A 19,136-nucleotide genomic window follows, 5' to 3' on the forward strand; every position below is an offset into this window, starting at 1 on the left:
GCCTGCCGGATTGTCGACTCCCATAATAATGACAAGAGGCAACTCACCATGCGCATGCTCCCCGACTGTCTCAGCTCCGTTCCCTGTTGCCGGATTCACCGCAACGCCTGATCCCGACCTTCTATTCTTGTGACCGTGCCGCTCTCTGGCCGGCCGCCGTTCGACTGCGTTTTTTGCGTGGAATAAAAATAATGAACCAGCCTCAGTCCGCTGTAGGTAACTGCCTCGACGTGCAGACCTTCATCAATGCCCAACCGATCTCGCGCTATCAGTGGCGGGTGGTGATCCTGTGTTTCCTGATTGTGTTTCTCGATGGCCTCGACACAGCGGCGATGGGCTTTATCGCCCCGGCGTTGTCCCAGGATTGGGGCATCGACCGCGCCAGCCTCGGCCCGGTAATGAGTGCCGCGTTGATCGGCATGGTCTTTGGCGCTCTGGGTTCGGGCCCTCTGGCTGACCGTTTCGGGCGCAAAGTGGTGCTGGTCGGCGCGGTGCTGCTGTTCGGCGCTTTCAGCCTGGTCTCGGCGTACAGCACCAATGTCGAGCAATTGCTGGTGCTGCGTTTTCTGACCGGTCTCGGCCTGGGCGCCGGCATGCCCAACGCCACCACGCTGCTCTCGGAATACACCCCGGAGCGCAAGAAATCCTTGCTGGTGACCAGCATGTTCTGCGGCTTCAACCTCGGCATGGCCGGCGGCGGTTTCATCTCCGCCAAATTGATCCCGGCGTTCGGCTGGCACAGCCTGCTGCTGATCGGCGGGATCCTGCCGCTGATCCTCGCGGTGGTGCTGCTGTTCTGGCTGCCGGAGTCGGCGCGTTATCTGGTGGTGCGCAATCGCGGCACCGAGAAAGTGCGCAAGACCCTGTCGCCGATCGATCCGGTCGCCGTGGCGCAAGCTTCGAGTTTCAGCGTTCCGGAACAGAAAACCGTCAAGGCGCGCAACGTCTTCGCGGTGATTTTCTCCGGCACTTACAGTGTCGGCACTTTGTTGCTGTGGCTGACCTACTTCATGGGCCTGGTCATCGTCTATCTGCTGACCAGTTGGCTGCCGACCCTGATGCGTGACAGCGGCGCGAGCATGGAGCAGGCGGCGTTTATCGGCGCGTTATTCCAGTTCGGCGGGGTGTTGAGCGCGGTCGCTGTCGGCTGGGCGATGGACCGCTTCAATCCGCACAAGGTCATCGGCACGTTCTACCTGCTGGCCGGGGTGTTTGCCTACGCGGTGGGGCAGAGCCTGGGCAATATCACATTGCTGGCGACCCTGGTGCTGGTGGCGGGGATGTGCGTCAACGGTGCGCAATCGGCGATGCCTTCGCTGGCGGCGCGGTTTTATCCGACGCAGGGACGCGCGACCGGGGTGTCGTGGATGCTCGGGATTGGCCGGTTCGGCGCGATTCTCGGGGCGTGGATGGGCGCGACGTTGCTGGGGCTGGGCTGGAACTTCGAACAGGTGCTGACGGCGCTGGTGATTCCGGCGGGGTTGGCGACGGCGGCGGTGGTGATCAAAGGTGTGGTCAGTCATGCGGATGCGACCTGATATTTCGATGTAAAGCGAAAAGATCGCAGCCTTTGGCAGCTCCTGCATGTGAACGCGTAACCCTGTAGGAGCTGCCGCAGGCTGCGATCTTTTGGCGATCAACACGGAACGATAGGGTGATAACAATCCGTTCGATAAACGAACACTCAGTCGATTATCGGATTGTTTGGCGATTTTCTGCGGCTTAATCTGCAGTGACTCCGGCGCTGAACCTCGCGCCTTTTTCTCACTGGCGATTCACTACAAAAACGGGAGCCTGCTCCATGGCTGAGATCCTTTCGCTGCACGACGCGGTGAAGCAATTCGTCAACGACGGCGACACCGTCGCGCTCGAAGGCTTCACTCACCTGATCCCTACGGCGGCGGGTCATGAAATCATTCGTCAGGGCAAGAAAGATCTGACCCTGGTGCGGATGACGCCTGACCTGATCTACGACCAACTGATCGGTGCCGGTTGTGCACGCAAGCTGATCTTTTCCTGGGGCGGCAACCCCGGTGTGGGTTCGCTGCACCGTCTGCGCGACGCGGTCGAAAAGCAATGGCCGCATGCCCTGGAAATCGAAGAACACAGCCACGCCGACCTGGCCAACGCCTACGTCGCCGGCGCTTCCGGCCTGCCGTTCGCCGTGCTGCGGGCCTACGCCGGTTCCGACCTGCCGAAAGTCAACCCGCTGATCAAATCCGTGACCTGCCCGTTCACCGGTGAAGTGCTGGCCGCGGTGCCGTCGGTGCGTCCGGACGTGACCGTGATCCACGCGCAGAAAGCCGACCGCCAAGGCAACGTGCTGTTGTGGGGCATTCTCGGGGTGCAGAAAGAAGCCGCGCTGGCAGCCAAGCGCTGCATCGTCACGGTTGAAGAAATCGTCGACAACCTCAACGCGCCGATGAACGCCTGCGTGCTGCCAACCTGGGCCTTGAGCGCGGTCTGCCATGTACCCGGCGGCGCGCATCCGTCCTACGCCCACGGTTACACCGAACGCGACAATCGTTTCTATCAGGCGTGGGATCCGATCGCCCGCGACCGTGAGACGTTTACCGCGTGGATCAACGAATACATCCATGGCTGCGCTGACTTCAGCGCGTTCCAGGCCAAGTTGGCCGCTGCTTCGGAGGCCAAGTAATGACTTACACCACCAATGAAATGATGACCGTCGCGGCGGCCCGTCGCCTGAAGAACGGCTCGGTGTGCTTCGTCGGCATCGGCCTGCCGTCGAAAGCCGCCAACCTCGCGCGCCTGACGTCGTCGCCGGACGTGGTGCTGATCTACGAATCCGGCCCGATTGGCGCCAAGCCAAGCGTGCTGCCGCTGTCGATCGGTGACGGCGAGCTGGCGGAGACTGCCGACACCGTCGTCCCGACCGGTGAGATTTTTCGCTACTGGCTGCAGGGCGGGCGCATCGACGTCGGTTTTCTCGGCGCGGCGCAGGTCGACCGTTTCGGCAACATCAACACCACTGTGGTCGGCGATTACCACGCGCCGAAAGTGCGTTTGCCGGGTGCCGGTGGCGCGCCGGAAATCGCCGGTTCGGCGAAGAGCGTGTTGATCATTCTCAAGCAATCGGCGCGTTCGTTCGTCGACAAGCTCGACTTCATTACCTCGGTCGGCCACGGCGAGGGCGGCGATTCGCGCAAGCGTCTGGGCCTGCCGGGTGCCGGTCCGGTCGGGATCATCACCGACCTGTGCATCATGGAGCCGGAAGCGGGCACCCACGAATTCGTGGTCACCGCTCTGCATCCGGGCGTGACTCGTGAACAAGTGGTCGCCGCCACCGGTTGGGCCATTCGCTTTGCCGACAACGTGGAAACCACGGCGGCACCGACCGAGACCGAACTGACTGCACTGCGCGATCTCGAAGCGCGCACCGCCGCCGCCCACGGCCAGGCACCGGGAGAAGCATGATGCGTGACGTGTATATCTGCGACGCAATCCGTACGCCCATCGGCCGTTTCGGCGGTGGACTGGCCGCCGTCCGTGCCGACGATCTGGCCGCTGTGCCGATCAAGGCGCTGATGGAACGCAATCCGTCGGTGGACTGGAATGCAATCGATGAAGTGTTCCTCGGCTGCGCCAACCAGGCTGGCGAAGACAACCGCAACGTGGCCCGCATGGCGCTGCTGCTGGCGGGCTTGCCGGAGAGCGTGCCGGGCGTGACCCTCAACCGTCTCTGCGCTTCGGGCATGGACGCGGTTGGTACTGCGTTCCGTGCCATTGCCAGCGGCGAGATGGAGCTGGCGATTGCCGGCGGCGTCGAGTCGATGTCCCGCGCGCCGTTCGTGATGGGCAAGGCGGACGCAGCGTTCTCGCGCAACATGAAGCTGGAAGACACCACCATTGGCTGGCGTTTCATCAACCCGCTGATGAAGGCCCAGTACGGCGTCGATGCGATGCCGCAGACCGCCGACAACGTCGCCGACGACTATAAGGTGTCGCGCGCCGACCAGGACGCGTTCGCCCTGCGCAGCCAGCAACGCACCGCCGCTGCACAAGCGGCGGGCTACTTCGCCGAGGAAATCGTCGAAGTGCGGATCGCCCACAAGAAGGGCGAAACCGTGGTCAGCCAGGACGAGCATCCACGCGCCGACACCACGCTTGAAGCGTTGGCCAGATTGAAGCCGGTCAACGGCCCGGACAAGACGGTTACTGCCGGCAACGCGTCCGGCGTCAACGACGGTGCTGCTGCGCTGATTCTTGCGTCTGCCGAGGCGGTGAAGAAACACGGCCTGACCGCCCGCGCCAAAGTGCTCGGGATGGCCAGCGCCGGCGTTGCGCCGCGCGTCATGGGCATCGGCCCGGTGCCGGCGGTGCGCAAACTGATCGAGCGTCTTGGTGTGGCGGTCAGCGATTTCGATGTGATCGAACTCAACGAAGCCTTCGCCAGCCAGGGTCTGGCGGTGCTGCGTGAATTGGGTCTGGCCGACGATGCGCCGCAGGTCAACCCGAACGGTGGCGCGATTGCCTTGGGCCATCCGTTGGGCATGAGTGGCGCGCGACTGGTGCTGACCGCGCTGCATCAGCTGGAAAAGACCGGCGGCAAGAAAGGTCTGGCGACCATGTGCGTCGGCGTCGGGCAGGGTCTGGCCCTGGCCATCGAACGCGTCTGACGCAGCGCGTCGACTGATAAGAACAGAGGAAAGCGAAATGACTGACAAGCCTGGCTACCGTCGTCCGCAGGAAGGCACCCAGCCTGAATACCTGCACCCGACGTATCAATCCACCAACCTGCGCTCGCCGTCCAAGCCGTTGGTGTTTCTGCCGCATTCGTTGTCGGAGATCACCGGCCCGACCATCGGTGCCGAACGTGTCGCCGACAAGGACAACGACCTGACTGCCCAGCACGACGGCGAGCCGTTGGGCGAGCGCATCATCATTCACGGCCGTGTGCTCGACGAAAACGGTTTGCCGGTGCCAGGGATTCTGGTGGAAATCTGGCAGGCCAACGCCGCCGGCCGCTACAACCACCAGCGCGACCTGCACGACGCGCCGCTGGACCCGAACTTCACCGGCACCGGCCGCACCGTAACCGATGCCGACGGCTGGTATCAGTTCCAGACCATCAAGCCCGGCGCCTATCCGTGGGGTAACCACCACAATGCGTGGCGCCCGGCGCACATTCATTTCTCGCTGTTCGGGCCGAGCATCCTCACCCGTCTGGTGACGCAGATGTACTTCCCCGGCGACCCGCTGCTGGCCTACGATCCGATCTACAACTGCGTGCCGGACACCTCCGCCAAGGAACGTCTGATCGCCGCTTTCGATCTGGAAAAAACCATTCCGTCCTACGCCCTCGGCTATCGCTGGGACATCGTCTTGCGCGGCCGCGACGCCACGCCGATGGAGAAATAAGATGACGCTGACTGCCACCACGTCCCACACCGTCGGGCCGTACTACCACATCGGCCTGACCTGGCTGAATCGCGAAAACCTCGCGGTCGAACAAACCCTCGGCGAGCGCGTGGCGATCACCGGCCAAGTGGTTGACGGCAACGGCGATGTGGTCAACGACGCGATGCTCGAAGTCTGGCAGGCCAACGCTGCCGGCAAGTACGCACACCCGGAAGACGAGCAGGACAAACCGCTGGACCCGCATTTCGAAGGTTTCGGCCGGGTGCCGGTGGACGCCGAAGGGCGCTTCCGTTTCACCACGATCAAACCGGGCACGGTCGAGGGCCTGAAGGGCACGACCCAGGCGCCGCATCTGGTGGTGCTGGTGTTCGCCCGTGGCTTGGTCAAGCACTTGCTGACGCGCATCTACTTCGAAGGTGAGCCGGCGAACGTCAATGATCCGCTGCTCGAATGTGTGCCGGCCGAGCGACGCGCCACGTTGCTGGCGAAGCCGGATGCGGCAGGGGTTTATCAGTGGAATGTGATTTTGCAGGGCACTGAGGCGGAGACGGTGTTTTTCGATTATTGATCGCAGCTCATTCCGTTGGAGTGAGTTTGTGGTGAGGGGATTTATCCCCGATGGGCTGTGAAGCAGCCCCAAGACCGGATTTCACGGTGAAACTGACACACCGCGTCTGCCGGATTTGCGAGTGCTGCGCACTCGATCGGGGATGAATCCCCTCGCCACAAAAGCCCTCTTTCAGAAGAGGGGCTGTGTAATGCCTCGTGGATATATCTGTGGAACGGGACTGTTGCGAAGTGTGTCTAGACTCTCACCTGTCCCCTCAGAGTAAAAAACAATGACAACTACCACCGCTCATTACACTGGCGAGGAGCGCAGCAAGCGCATCTTTGCGATTGTCGGTGCCTCGTCCGGCAATCTGGTCGAATGGTTCGACTTCTACGTTTATGCCTTCTGCGCGATCTATTTCGCCCCGGCGTTTTTCCCCTCCGACAACCCGACGGTGCAACTGGTCAATACGGCCGGGGTGTTCGCTGCCGGGTTCTTGATGCGTCCGATTGGCGGCTGGATCTTCGGGCGGCTGGCGGACAAGAAGGGCCGCAAGACCTCGATGATGATTTCGGTGCTGATGATGTGCTTCGGCTCGTTGCTCATCGCCTGCCTGCCGACCTACGCCAGCATCGGCGTCTGGGCACCGCTGCTGTTGCTGTTCGCGCGTCTGCTGCAAGGCCTGTCGGTGGGCGGCGAGTACGGCACCACCGCGACCTACATGAGTGAAGTCGCGCTCAAGGGCCAGCGCGGCTTTTTCGCCTCGTTCCAGTACGTGACCCTGATCGGCGGCCAACTGCTGGCGGTGTCGCTGGTGGTGATCCTGCAACAGTTCCTCAGTGAAGATGAACTGCGTGCCTACGGCTGGCGGATTCCGTTTGTGGTCGGTGCGGTGGCGGCGGTGATTTCACTGTTCCTGCGTCGCTCCCTGAAAGAAACCACCAGCAAGGAAATGCGCGAGAACAAAGACGCCGGCAGCATCCGCGCACTGTTCCGTGATCACAAAGCCGCGTTTATCACCGTGCTGGGATACACCGCCGGTGGCTCGCTGATTTTCTACACCTTCACCACGTACATGCAGAAGTACCTGGTGAACACCGCCGGCATGCACGCCAAGACTGCCAGCTACATCATGACCGGCGCGCTGTTCCTGTATATGTGCATGCAGCCGCTGTTCGGCATGCTCGCCGACAAGATCGGTCGACGTAATTCGATGCTCTGGTTCGGCGCGCTCGGCACGCTGTTCACCGTGCCGATCCTGTTGAGCCTGAAAAGCATCAGCAGCCCGATTCTGGCCTTTGTGCTGATCACCGTGGCGCTGGCGATCGTCAGTTTCTACACCTCGATCAGCGGCCTGGTGAAAGCCGAAATGTTCCCGCCGGAAGTCCGCGCCCTCGGCGTCGGTCTGGCCTATGCGGTGGCCAACGCGATCTTCGGCGGTTCGGCGGAATACGTGGCCCTGAGCCTGAAAGCCGGGGGCATGGAAAACGCCTTCTACTGGTACGTCACGGTGATGATGGCAGTGGCGTTCCTGTTCAGCCTGCGCCTGCCGAAACAGGCGGCGTACTTGCACCACGATCTGTAAACCGATGTGCGCGGGCCGCATAGGCCCGCGCCGGCAAGGACTGTTTATGACTCAGCGACCGGGCAATCAATTGTTCGATGCCTACTTCACGGCCCGCGACATGCGCGAGGTGTTCTGCGATCAGGGCCGGGTGCAGGCGATGCTCGATTTCGAAGCGGCGCTGGCCCGGGCCGAGGCGCGGGTCGGGGTGATTCCGGTGTCCGCCGTCGCGCCGATTGCCGCCGCCTGCGACGCCGGTCTGTATGACTTCGCGGCGCTGGGCGAGGCGATTGCCACCGCCGGCAACTCGGCGATTCCACTGGTCAAGGCGTTGGGCAAGCAGATCGCCGCGCGCAGTGCCGAGGCCGAGCGTTATGTGCATCTGGGCGCCACCAGTCAGGACGTGATGGATTGCGGGCTGGTCCTGCAATTGCGTCAGGCGCTGGCACTGGTTGAAAGCGACCTGGCAGCGCTCGCCGAATCGCTCGCCACTCAGGCCCAACGGCATGCGGCCACGCCATTGGCCGGGCGCACCTGGCTGCAACACGCCACGCCGGTCACCCTCGGGATGAAAATCGCCGGATGGCTCGGCGCGGTGACCCGCAGCCGTCAGCGTCTGCGCGAACTCAAGCCACGGCTGCTGGTGCTGCAATTCGGCGGTGCTTCCGGCACCCTTGCGGCGCTCGGCGAGCAAGCGCTGCCGATCGCGCAAGCGCTGGCCGAAGAGCTGCAATTGGCCTTGCCTGAACAACCTTGGCACACCCAGCGTGATCGCCTCGTCGAGTTCGGCGCGGTGCTTGGTTTGATCGCCGGCAGCCTCGGCAAGCTCGGGCGCGACGTCAGTCTGTTGATGCAGACCGAAGCGGCGGAGGTGTTCGAGCCGTCGGCGCCGGGCAAAGGCGGTTCGTCGACCATGCCGCACAAGCGCAATCCGGTCGGCGCGGCAGTGTTGATCGGTGCGGCGACGCGAGTGCCGGGGCTGGTCTCGACGCTGTTCAGCGCCATGCCCCAGGAGCACGAGCGCAGTCTCGGTCTGTGGCATGCCGAATGGGAAACCCTGCCGGAGATCTGCTGCCTGGTGTCCGGTGCGCTGCAACAGGCGCGCTTGCTGGCCGATGGTCTGGAGGTCGATGCCGAGCGCATGGCGCGCAATCTCCAATTGACCCAAGGGCTGGTGCTGGCCGAAGCGGTGAGTATCGTCCTCGCCCAGCGTGTCGGCCGCGACACCGCGCACCATTTGCTCGAACAATGCTGCAAACGCGCGGTGGCCGAACAGCGCCACCTGCGTGCGGTGCTCGGCGACGAGCCGCAAGTGACCGCCGAACTGAGCAGCACCGAACTGGATCATCTGCTCGACCCCGCGCATTACCTCGGCCAGGCGCAAACCTGGGTCGAGCGCGCGGTGGCCGAACACAACGCATTGTCTGTCTGAAAGGAGAGGGCTGTGGCTTTCGTTCAACTCGCCGATGGCGAACTGCATTACGTCATTGAAGGCCCGGTCGATGCGCCGGTGCTGGTGCTGTCCAATTCGCTGGGCACCGACCTGCACATGTGGGACGCGCAGATGCCGGCGTTCACCGAGCACTTCCGGGTGCTGCGTTTCGACACCCGTGGTCACGGTCAATCGCTGGTGACGCCGGGGCCGTACAGCATCGAGCAATTGGGCCACGATGTGCTCGGCTTGCTCGATGCGCTGCACATCGAGCGCGCACATTTCTGCGGCTTGTCGATGGGCGGCCTGATCGGTCAGTGGCTGGGGATCAATGCCGGCCATCGTCTGCACAAACTGATCGTGTGCAACACCGCCGCGAAGATCGGTGATCCATCGGTGTGGAACCCGCGCATCGAAACCGTGCTGCGTGATGGCCCGGCGGCGATGGTCGCACTGCGTGATGCGTCGATTGCCCGTTGGTTTACCCCGGATTTTTCGGCGGCCAATCCGGCTGCAGCGAAGAAAATCACTGACATGCTCGCGGCGACTTCGCCTGAAGGTTATGCGGCCAATTGCGCGGCGGTGCGCGACGCCGATTTCCGCGAGCAACTGGCCTCGATCAATCTGCCGCTGCTGGTGATTGCCGGCACCGAAGACGCGGTGACGCCACCGTCTGGCGGGCATTTCATTCAAGAGCATGTGCGCGGCGCCGAGTACGCCGAGTTCCCTGCCGCGCACCTGTCCAACGTGCAGGCCGGTGCCGCATTCAGTGATCGTGTGTTGGCGTTTCTGAACGCTCAGTGAGGAAGTTTTTGTGGACGAGAAACAACGTTATGACGAAGGCATGCAAGTACGCCGTGCGGTGCTGGGCGATGCGCATGTCGATCGCAGCCTGACCACACTGACCGAGTTCAACTCGGAATTTCAGGAGATGATCACCCGTCACGCCTGGGGCGACATCTGGACCCGCCCGGGCCTGCCGCGGCATACCCGCAGCCTGATCACCATCGCCATGCTGATCGGGATGAACCGCGAAGGCGAACTGAAACTGCATTTGCGCGCAGCGGCGAACAACGGCGTGAGCCGGGGCGAGATCAAGGAAGTGATCATGCAGAGTGCGATTTATTGCGGGATTCCGGCGGCCAATGCGACGTTCCATCTGGCGGAGTCGGTGTGGGATGAGCTTGGGATTGAGTCTCGGGAGTAAGCATCAGAATCAAAAGATCGCAGCCTGCGGCAGCTCCTACAGGGGAGTGCATTCCAATGTAGGAGCTGCCGCAGGCTGCGATCTGTTGATCGTCAAACGCTGGCGACAATGAAAATCCGCTTGAACGGAAACAGCGTCTGCCCGTTTTTCTCCGGCGGATAATACGCATGCACGCGCATCAGGAAGTGGTAGATAAACCGCGCCTGCTCCTGTGACGTCAGCGCCTGCATCACTGGCCGCAACGCCGAGACCTTGATCCAGTCGTACACCGGCGACTTGCCGTCCACCACTTGCAGTTGCTCGGTTTCCCAGATGTCCAGTGACGTGGTCAGCGGCGCCAGCAAGCGATAGTAATCCTCCAATGCCAACAATGGCCGCGCGGCCATGCGCCGGCGCAGTTCTGGTGTGCCGATGGGGGTGTGTCCCGGGCCGGCATCGTCGAGGGTGTCGAGCATCAGTCGATACCACAAGGCATCGCGCCAGTCCGGCATATGTGCTGCCAGACAGCCACCGGGCTTGAGATGACCGAGCAGGCGCGGCAGCAGTTGTTGATGATCGCCAATGAAATGCAGCACCGCCGCCGCGAGCAGCAGGTCGGCGGGTTGCTCGGGGTGCCAGTCGAGCAAGTCGCACTCTTGCCAGCGGGCGTCGATCGGCAGACATCGGGCCTGATCCAGCATCTGCCGTGAGCTGTCGACGCCCAGCAACTGCGCTCGCGGCCAGCGCTCGGCCAGCAACTGCGTGGCAATGCCGGTGCCGCAGCCCAGGTCATAAATGCGTTCGGGGTCGTGCAGATCGACACGGTCGAGCAGTTCGTTGACCGGGCGTTGCCTGAGACGGGAGAACTGCTGGTACGCCTTGGCGTCCCAGTGGGTGCAGGCGTTCCCTGCCGTTTCGAGTTTGGCGCTCATGAGGAGGTCCTCTCTGGCGGATTACAGTTGTCGTCCAATGACGTTGAGGGTTTTCAGGACAACGGCCACGCCTTTGCGTGTGTCCTCTTCATTCAGCAGTTTGAGCAACGCCAGAGTGCCCGGCGCTGCTGACTGTGCCGATATCTCGGCTTTGGCCACGCGCACTGCATTACTGACTGCCCAGGTGGCGGCAGCGCTGTTCTCGAACAATTGCGCGAGCTTTTCCACCATGGCCGCGTCGAGCAGATCAGTGATATCGGACACCAGGGAAAGCAGGTCGACAATATTCTCCAGGCGTCCGCCGTCGATTAACGGCTGCAGTTTTGCCATCAGGGCCGTGAACCCGGGCGTGGCTGATATTTCCTCGGGCATGTGCATGAGCAATCACTCCTCCCTGTGCAGGGTCAAAGCATTCCCCGGGCCACCGCCCAGTAAAGACCGCGATTGAAACCGTTTCTGAGCAGGCCGCCCAATTTGGTCGGGGGTGTCGGCAATACATCGTGGGCGTAGTCGTACCACAGGGGCATCCCGGCATTCAGGCCCATTTGTGCTACCGCTTGTACCCGACCGTCGTATACCGAGTTGGGTGCGCCAAGACGGATCTGGGCCGTGATGTTGTTGGCGATCACTGGTGCCTGGTTATGACAGGCGCCGCCGGCCTTGCTGACCGGCAGGTCGACGGTGTCGCCGATCACGTAGACATTCTCCAGACCGTAGACTTGCAGCGTTTCGTGATTGGTCGGCAGCCATCCTTCATCATTGGCGGCTTGCGAGATGCCGCACTCGCGCACCACCTCGACGGCCTGGATTGGCGGAGTCGCCATCAGGATGTCGAAGGGTTGCGCATCGCCCTCGGCCGAGTAGGCGACTTTTGCATCGGGGTCCACACGGCTCAGGGTGAAGCCACGCTGAAAGTGAATGTTTTTCCGGGCAAAGATGCTCGGCAGAATTTCACCCGTGGGGCGCTGCAAGAACAGACAATTGCGCAATAGCTGGGCAACTGTCGGGTAGGTGTAGATGATTTCCACTTGCTCGCGAACGCCCCGGCGACGTAACAAATCATCCAGCATCAATGTCGTTTCCACGGGCGCGATGCCGCATTGGTGCGGGACGTTCGGTGTCTGCGGGAAGGACACGGTAATGAAAATCCGGCCTTTTTCGATGGTGTTCAGGCGTTGCGCCAGTTGCCGGGCAGGAAGGTATTGATAGAAGTGGTCGCCGGCTTCCTGCAGACCCTCGATGCGTTCCGGCGCCGGCACGCAGCCGGTGGCGATCACCAGAAAATCATAGTCGAAGCGTTTGCCGGTTCGGGTGCGCAATTGCTGCCCGGAAAAGTCGAAACGGGTGACTTCTTCAACGTGGAAACTGATTTCCGGGCGCAACAGTGAGCGTTCCGGACGCTTGAGTTCCTCTTCGAAGAACTGGCTGAATGCCACGTACATGAACGCAGGTTTGTAGTAATGATCGGGGGAATTGGACAGTAATGTGATCGAGACGTCGCCGCGTAGAACTTCCGGATACAGCTTGCCGACCAGTAGATTGGCCAGCATGGTTCCGCCTACACCGCCACCGACGATAACTATTCGCTTGCTCATACCTGACCTCCGTGGCCAAGGCAGCTTCGCGTACAGCATCCGGAGATAACGGAAGAAAACTAAGGGCTCCTACAGCGGGCTGGAGAGTTTACACACCTCTTTCACTGTATCTGTGCCTCGACAAATCGCCAGTCCGGGCTGACCAGTGGTTGAGGCCGGCGCCACTCATGCAGCGCCGGCGTGGGGATCAGAGTAAGCTGATCGGATAGCTGATGATCAGGCGGTTCTCGTCGAACTCGTTGTTGCTGAAGTCGCGGCGCATGGTCGAGTTGCGCCAGCGCACGTTGAGGTTGCGCAGGGTACCGCTTTGTACGGTGTAGCCCAGTTCCGATTCGCGGCCCCATTCCTTGCCGTCGGTGATGGTGCCAGTGTGCACGTTGTCGCCGCTGATGTAGCGGTTCATCAGGGTCAGGCCGGGAATGCCCAGGGCGGCGAAGTTGTAGTCGTGGCGCACCTGCCAGGAACGTTCCTGGGCATTGTCGTAGCTGGAGTTGTAACTGTCGTTGGCCAGGGTGCCGCCGCTGGTGCCGTTGACGCGCATCCAGGCGCTGTCGCCAGTGAGTTTCTGCAGGCCGACATAGAAGGTGTTGCCGCCGTAGCGGGCCGAGAACATCCCCGACCAGGTCTTGTTGTCGAGTTCGCCGGCGCGGGCGCTGCCGTCATCCTTGCCGTAGAAGAAGCCGAGGTTGGCGCCCAGCGTCCAGTCACCGAGTGGCTGGCTGTGAGTCAGATTGACGTATTGCTGGCTGTAAATGTCTTTGAGTTCGGCGTTCCACAGACCGATCTGCGTGCGTTTTTCGTTGAACTGGTATTCACCGCCCTGGAAGTTGAAGCGATCAGAGGTGAACGCCGCTTTGCCGAACATCGACATGTCGCTCATGCTGCTGTCGTCGCGCGGGCTGTTGGCGCGGAACTGGCCGCCGTAGAGGGTCAGGCCGTTGATCTCCTTCGAGGTGATCTGGCCACCACGGAAGGTTTGCGGCAGCGAACGACCGTCGTCCGAACGCAGGATCGGCAGCACTGGCATCCATTCGCCGACCTTGATTTCGGTCTGCGACAGCTTGGCCTTGAACGCGACGTTAGTGCGGCCGAAGTTGTCCGCCGGACGCCCGTCGTGATCCAGCGGCAGCAGTTGCGTGCCGCCGGTGCCTTTACCGCCATCGAGTTTTACCGAATACAGGCCGAGCACGTCCATGCCGAAACCGACGGTGCCCTGGGTGAAACCGGATTTGGCGTCGAGGATGAAGTTCTGCGTCCATTCTTCAGCCTTGCCTTGCGCCTTGGTCGGGTTGGTGAAGTTGCGGTTGATGTAGAAGTTGCGCAGGTTCAGGTTGGCGCTGGCGCCCTCGATAAAACCGGCTTCTTCGGCTGCGGCGGGCAGGGCGGCGCCGGTCAGGGCCAGGGCGATCAGGCCGGGGAGTGCGTACGGCGCAGTGGGATGAGTCATCGCAGGGTCTCTTGTTATTTTTTTGGGGACGAACGGGTTCGCTGCCGCCACTTTGGGGCGAGTACGACATTGCAGATCAGGAATGAAGCGGCGGCGATCAGCCGGGCGGGACAGGGCGCGGAAGCATGGTATCGAACCTGTTGTTATTGGTTTTGTGGAGCGAATGGTGCGGGGGGCGGATGTGTTGATTCAATTGGTAAAAGCGGGTTCTGGGCGATTATCGAACGCAAGATTCAGTTGGATTTCAGGGTGTCTGTGAAGGCCTCATCGCTGGCAAGCCAGCTCCCACAAGGATCTTCAGTGAACACATATTTTGCGGACCCCTGAAAACCTGTGGGAGCTGGCTCGCCAGCGATGGGGTCAGTGCAGGCACCTAAACTTTTCCTGAGGCAACAAAAAGCCCACCAATCGGTGGGCTTCCTGATTTCACCTGATGATGATCAGAACAGCTTCATCTTCGGTGCTTCTTCTTTCAGCGGTTCGTTCTGCGCGGTCTGCGCATTCCAGCCACCCCCCAGGGCCTTGTACAGGTTGACCGCACTGGTCAGCTGCGCGAGGCGGTCGGTGATCAGGGCCTGTTGCGCGCTGAACAACTGACGCTGGGCGTCGAGGAAGGTCAGGTTGCTGTCGACACCGATGCGGTAACGACGCTCGGCCAGGCGGTAGTAATCCTGGTTGGCCGCGACGAAGTCACGCTGCGCTTGCAACTGCTCGGTGTAGGTCTGGCGGGCGGCCAGGCCGTCGGCGACTTCCTGGAAGGCGGTCTGAATCGACTTCTCGTAGTTCGCCACGCCAATGTCCTTCTGGATCTTGGCGTAGTCGAGGCTGGCACGCAGGCTGCCGGCGTTGAAGATCGGCAGGTTGATCTGCGGCTGGAACAGCCATGTGCCCGAACCACCTTTGAACAGACCGGACAGGTCCGGGCTCAGGCTGCCCGCATTGGCGGTCAGGCTGATGCTCGGGAAGAACGCTGCACGGGCGGCGCCGATGTTGGCGTTGGCCGCTTTCAGGTTGTACTCGGCTTGCAGGATGTCCGGACGACGTTGCAGCAGATCCGAAGGCAGGCCGGCCGGTACGTCGCTGAGCAAATCATCCGACAGCGGTTTGGCCGCTTGCAGATTGGCCGGGATACCGGTGCCGAGCAGCAGGGTCAGGCTGTTCTCGTCCTGAGCCACCTGACGGGTGTACTTGGCCAGTTGCGCCCGGGCGTTTTCCACCGAGGTGCGCGACTGCGCCAGGTCCAGCGCCGAGGCCACACCGACTTCGTTGCTGCGGCTGGTCAGCTTGTAGCTTTCTTCGAAGGCACCGAGGGTGTCTTGCGTCAGCTTGAGCAGTTCCTTGTCGGCCTGCCAGGTCATGTAAGCGTTGGCCACACTGGCCACCAGACTGATCTGGGTGCTGCGACGCGCTTCTTCGGTGGCGAAGTATTGTTGCAGCGCTTGTTCGCTCAGGCTGCGCACCCGACCAAACAGGTCGAGTTCGTAGGCGCTGATGCCGACGGTCGCGGTGTAGGAACTGGTGATCGTCGAATCACCGGTCTGCGACGCTCGCGCCGGAACCCGCTGACGGCTGCCGCTGGCATTGGCCGATACGGCCGGGAACAGATCCGCTCGCTGGATGCGGTATTGAGCCGCGTAAGCGTCGATATTCAGTGCCGCGACACGCAGGTCGCGGTTGTTTTCCAGTGCCACCTGGATCAGCTGCTGCAGGGCCGGGTCATGGAAAAACTGCTTCCAGCCCTGCTCGGCAGCGGCTTGCGCCGGCGCTTGGGCCGGCGAATAGGCCGGCCCTTGCGGGTACTGACCTGCGACAGGAGCCTCAGGCTGCTGATAATCGGGGATCAGCGAGCAACCGCTCAGCACGAAGGCGGCGACTGCGATGGAGAGTAGCGACTTGCTCATTGGCCAGCCTCTTTAGGAGTTTCAGTCGTCTCGTCCGGATCGGCGATTTTGCGCTGGCCCATGGACGAAACCGTGACGAAGAACAGTGGGACCCAGAAGATCGCCAGGATCGTGGCCGTGAGCATACCGCCAATCACGCCGGTACCGATCGCATGCTGGCTACCCGAACCTGCGCCCGTGGAGATCGCCAACGGTACTACACCGAGAACGAACGCCAGCGAGGTCATGATGATCGGTCGCAGACGCATGCGGCACGCTTCGATCGCCGCATCGCGCAGACTGCGCCCTTGTTCATGCAGCTCCTTGGCGAATTCGACGATCAGAATGGCGTTTTTAGCTGCCAGACCGATGGTCGTCAACAGACCCACCTGGAAGTACACGTCGTTGGACAGCCCGCGCAGGCTGGTGGCCATCAGCGCGCCGATGATCCCCAGCGGTACCACGAGCATCACGGCGATCGGAATCGACCAGCTCTCGTACAGCGCCGCCAGACACAGGAACACCATCAGCAGCGACAGGGCATACAGCGCTGGCGCCTGCGAGCCGGACAGCCGTTCCTCGTAGGACAGACCGGTCCAGGAGATACCGACACCGGCCGGCAGCTTCTTGGCAATCGCTTCGACTTCGGCCATCGCTTCACCGGTGGAGTAACCCGGCGCCGGAGAACCGAGGATCTCCATCGCTTCCACACCGTTGTAGCGTGCCAGTTTCGGCGAACCGTAGATCCACTCGCCCTTGGCGAATGCGGAGAACGGCACCATGGTCCCGGCGCTGTTGCGTACGTACCACTTCTTCAGGTCTTCCGGGCTCATGCGAGCGCCAGCCTGACCTTGCACGTACACCTTTTTCACCCGACCGCGGTCGATGAAGTCGTTGACGTAGCTACTACCGAAGGAGATCGACAGGGTGCTGTTGATGTCGGAAATGCTCACGCCCAGGGCGCGGGCCTTCGCATCGTCGATTTCCAGGTGGTATTGCGGCTCATCGTTCAGACCGTTCGGACGCACCTGGTAGAGCACCTTGCTCTGCGCGGCCATGCCGAGGAACTGGTTGCGCGCTTCCATCAGTTTTTCGTGACCGATACCGGCGCGGTCCTGCAGGAACACGTCGAAACCGGTGGCGTTACCCAACTCCAGCACCGCTGGCGGGGCGAAGGCAAACACCATCGCGTCGCGGAAGCTGAAGAAGTGCTGCTGGGCGCGCTGGGCCAGGGCAAACACGCTGTTGCTCGAATCACGCTCGTGCCACGGCTTGAGCATGATGAACGCCAGACCCGAGCTCTGCCCACGACCGGCGAAGTTGAAGCCGTTCACGGTGAACACCGAAGACACCGCCCCCGCTTCTTTATCCAGCAGATACGAACGCATTTCGTCGATCACGACCTGGGTTCGTTCGGCACTGGAACCCGCTGGAGTCTGTACCTGGGCGAACAATACGCCCTGGTCTTCTTCCGGCAGGAACGCAGTCGGAATGCGGGTGAACAGCCAGATCATGCCGACCACGATCAACAGGTAGGCCAACAGATACGGCGCCTTGCGCTGCAGGATGTTGCCAACGCCGCGCTCGTAGCTGCGCACGCTGCGGTCGAAGTTGCGGTTGAACCAGCCGAAGAAGCCTTTTTTCGGCGTGCCGTGCTCGCCTTTCGGAATGGCCTTGAGCATGGTCGCGCAGAGCGCCGGGGTGAAGATCAGCGCAACCAGCACCGACAGGGCCATGGCCGAGACGATAGTGATCGAGAACTGACGGTAGATCACACCGGTGGAACCGCTGAAGAACGCCATCGGCAGCAATACTGCCGACAGCACCAGGGCGATACCGACCAGAGCGCCCTGGATCTGCCCCATGGACTTCTTGGTCGCTTCCTTCGGTGACAAGCCTTCTTCGGCCATCACTCGCTCGACGTTTTCCACCACGACGATGGCGTCGTCCACCAGCAAGCCGATGGCCAATACCATACCGAACATGGTCAGGGTGTTGATGCTGAAACCGGCAGCCGCGAGGATGCCGAACGTGCCGAGCAATACCACCGGCACGGTCATCGTGGTGATGACGGTGGCGCGGAAGTTCTGCAGGAACAGGAACATCACCAGGAACACCAGCGCGATCGCCTCGACCAGGGTTTCAACCACACCCTTGATCGATTCGGTCACCACTGGCGTGGTGTCGTACGGGAACACCACTTCCATGCCTTGCGGGAAGAACGGCTTGAGTTCGTCAATCGTCTTGCGCAGCGCCTTGGCGGTGTCGAGGGCGTTGGCGCCGTTGGCCAGTTTGACCGCCAGACCGGACGACGGCTTGCCGTTGAACTGCGCCGAGATGGTCGAGTTTTCACCACCCAGACCGACGTCGGCGACATCGCCGATGTGCACTTGCGAACCGTCCTGGTTGACCTTCAGCAGAATCGCCTTGAACTGCTCGGCAGTCTGCAGACGGGTCTTGCCGATGATCGTGGCGTTCAGTTGCTGGCCTGGCAGCGCCGGCAAACCGCCGAGCTGACCGGAAGACACCTGAACGTTCTGCGCCGAAATCGCGCTGCTGACATCAGCGGGGGTCAGGTTGTACTTGTTCAACTTGGCCGGATCGAGCCAGATGCGCATCGCGTACTGGGCACCGAAGACCTGGAAGTCACCGACACCGGCAGTCCGCGAGATCGGGTCCTGCATGTTCGACACGATGTAGTTGGACAGGTCGTCCTTGGTCATGCTGCCGTCACGCGATACCACGCCGATCACCAGCAGGAAGTTCTTCACTGCCTTGGTCACGCGGATACCCTGTTGCTGCACTTCCTGCGGCAGCAGCGGGGTCGCCAGGTTCAGCTTGTTCTGAACCTGAACCTGCGCGGTGTCGGAGTTGGTGCCTTGCTCGAAGGTCGCGGTGATGGTCATGCTGCCGTCGGAGTTACTTTCCGAAGACACATAACGCAAGTTGTCGATACCGTTGAGCTGTTGCTCGATCACCTGGACCACGGTGTCCTGCACGGTTTGTGCCGAAGCACCCGGGTAGGTCACGGAGATCGCGATGGCCGGAGGCGCAATGCTCGGGTACTGGTTGATCGGCAATTTGAGGATCGAGAGTGCCCCGACCAACATGATCACCAGGGCAATTACCCAGGCGAAAATCGGACGGTCGATAAAAAATTTCGACATG

At 61.8% G+C, this 19,136-nt stretch carries 16 protein-coding genes; 10 read left to right on the forward strand and 6 right to left on the reverse strand.

All coding sequences use genetic code 11. The annotated features are described in order from the left end of the window. Positions 1–191: 191 nt before the first annotated feature. The 10 genes from pcaK (at position 192) to pcaC (ending at position 10,135) form a co-directional block, all read left to right on the forward strand. The gene (pcaK, locus tag L6D63_RS23125; RefSeq protein ID WP_131669915.1) at positions 192–1,538 is read left to right on the forward strand and encodes a 4-hydroxybenzoate transporter PcaK; all 1,347 of its coding nucleotides are present in this window, start codon (positions 192–194) and stop codon (positions 1,536–1,538) included. A gap of 263 nt (positions 1,539–1,801) precedes the next feature. Next, positions 1,802–2,659, forward strand: coding sequence for a CoA transferase subunit A (locus L6D63_RS23130; protein ID WP_041070518.1), 858 nt, complete (start codon positions 1,802–1,804; stop codon positions 2,657–2,659). Beyond that, positions 2,659–3,438 (forward strand): CoA-transferase subunit beta, encoded by a 780-nt coding sequence (locus L6D63_RS23135; protein ID WP_095667332.1) that lies wholly within the window; start codon positions 2,659–2,661, stop codon positions 3,436–3,438. Before L6D63_RS23130 ends, L6D63_RS23135 begins: the two co-directional genes overlap by 1 nt. After that, on the forward strand, positions 3,435–4,640 hold the full coding sequence (gene pcaF, locus L6D63_RS23140) for a 3-oxoadipyl-CoA thiolase (RefSeq protein WP_179294935.1): 1,206 nt from the start codon (positions 3,435–3,437) through the stop codon (positions 4,638–4,640). The genes L6D63_RS23135 and pcaF overlap by 4 nt, the downstream gene beginning before the upstream one ends. 37 nt (positions 4,641–4,677) lie before the next feature. Then, positions 4,678–5,382, forward strand: coding sequence for a protocatechuate 3,4-dioxygenase subunit beta (gene pcaH, locus L6D63_RS23145; RefSeq protein WP_007963162.1), 705 nt, complete (start codon positions 4,678–4,680; stop codon positions 5,380–5,382). 1 nt (position 5,383) lies between these two features. Next, complete coding sequence (pcaG, locus tag L6D63_RS23150; RefSeq protein ID WP_047292153.1) at positions 5,384–5,950, forward strand: protocatechuate 3,4-dioxygenase subunit alpha; 567 nt, start codon at positions 5,384–5,386, stop codon at positions 5,948–5,950. 271 nt (positions 5,951–6,221) lie between these two features. Then, complete coding sequence (locus L6D63_RS23155) at positions 6,222–7,517, forward strand: MFS family transporter (protein ID WP_041070509.1); 1,296 nt, start codon at positions 6,222–6,224, stop codon at positions 7,515–7,517. 46 nt (positions 7,518–7,563) lie between these two features. Then, positions 7,564–8,928, forward strand: coding sequence for a 3-carboxy-cis,cis-muconate cycloisomerase (locus L6D63_RS23160; protein WP_131669916.1), 1,365 nt, complete (start codon positions 7,564–7,566; stop codon positions 8,926–8,928). A 12-nt stretch (positions 8,929–8,940) separates the two neighbouring features. Further along, complete coding sequence (pcaD, locus tag L6D63_RS23165) at positions 8,941–9,732, forward strand: 3-oxoadipate enol-lactonase (RefSeq protein WP_131669917.1); 792 nt, start codon at positions 8,941–8,943, stop codon at positions 9,730–9,732. Between the two features lie 10 nt (positions 9,733–9,742). Continuing rightward, positions 9,743–10,135, forward strand: a complete 393-nt coding sequence (gene pcaC, locus L6D63_RS23170) for a 4-carboxymuconolactone decarboxylase (RefSeq protein ID WP_047292161.1) — start codon at positions 9,743–9,745, stop codon at positions 10,133–10,135. Between the two features lie 92 nt (positions 10,136–10,227). Here pcaC and L6D63_RS23175 read toward each other — a convergent pair whose 3' ends face one another. The 6 genes from L6D63_RS23175 to emhB form a co-directional block, all read right to left on the reverse strand. After that, positions 10,228–11,046, reverse strand: coding sequence for a methyltransferase domain-containing protein (locus L6D63_RS23175; protein ID WP_131669918.1), 819 nt, complete (start codon positions 11,044–11,046; stop codon positions 10,228–10,230). A gap of 21 nt (positions 11,047–11,067) precedes the next feature. Then, a complete protein-coding gene (locus tag L6D63_RS23180) occupies positions 11,068–11,424 on the reverse strand; it encodes a DUF1641 domain-containing protein (protein WP_131669919.1) in 357 nt (118 codons plus the stop codon). A gap of 26 nt (positions 11,425–11,450) precedes the next feature. After that, complete coding sequence (locus tag L6D63_RS23185) at positions 11,451–12,641, reverse strand: NAD(P)/FAD-dependent oxidoreductase (protein WP_131669920.1); 1,191 nt, start codon at positions 12,639–12,641, stop codon at positions 11,451–11,453. A gap of 187 nt (positions 12,642–12,828) precedes the next feature. After that, the gene (locus L6D63_RS23190; protein ID WP_121184142.1) at positions 12,829–14,088 is read right to left on the reverse strand and encodes an OprD family porin; all 1,260 of its coding nucleotides are present in this window, start codon (positions 14,086–14,088) and stop codon (positions 12,829–12,831) included. A 440-nt stretch (positions 14,089–14,528) separates the two neighbouring features. Continuing rightward, entirely contained in the window at positions 14,529–15,989 is a 1,461-nt protein-coding gene (emhC, locus tag L6D63_RS23195) for an efflux RND transporter outer membrane subunit EmhC (RefSeq protein ID WP_047292168.1), read from the reverse strand. Continuing rightward, on the reverse strand, positions 15,986–19,135 hold the full coding sequence (gene emhB / locus L6D63_RS23200) for an efflux RND transporter permease subunit EmhB (protein WP_047292171.1): 3,150 nt from the start codon (positions 19,133–19,135) through the stop codon (positions 15,986–15,988). The genes emhC and emhB overlap by 4 nt, the downstream gene beginning before the upstream one ends. Position 19,136: the final 1 nt, after the last annotated feature.

Origin of the sequence: Pseudomonas parakoreensis, from assembly GCF_021602155.1 — a bacterium.
In the GTDB taxonomy this organism is placed as follows: domain Bacteria; phylum Pseudomonadota; class Gammaproteobacteria; order Pseudomonadales; family Pseudomonadaceae; genus Aquipseudomonas; species Aquipseudomonas parakoreensis.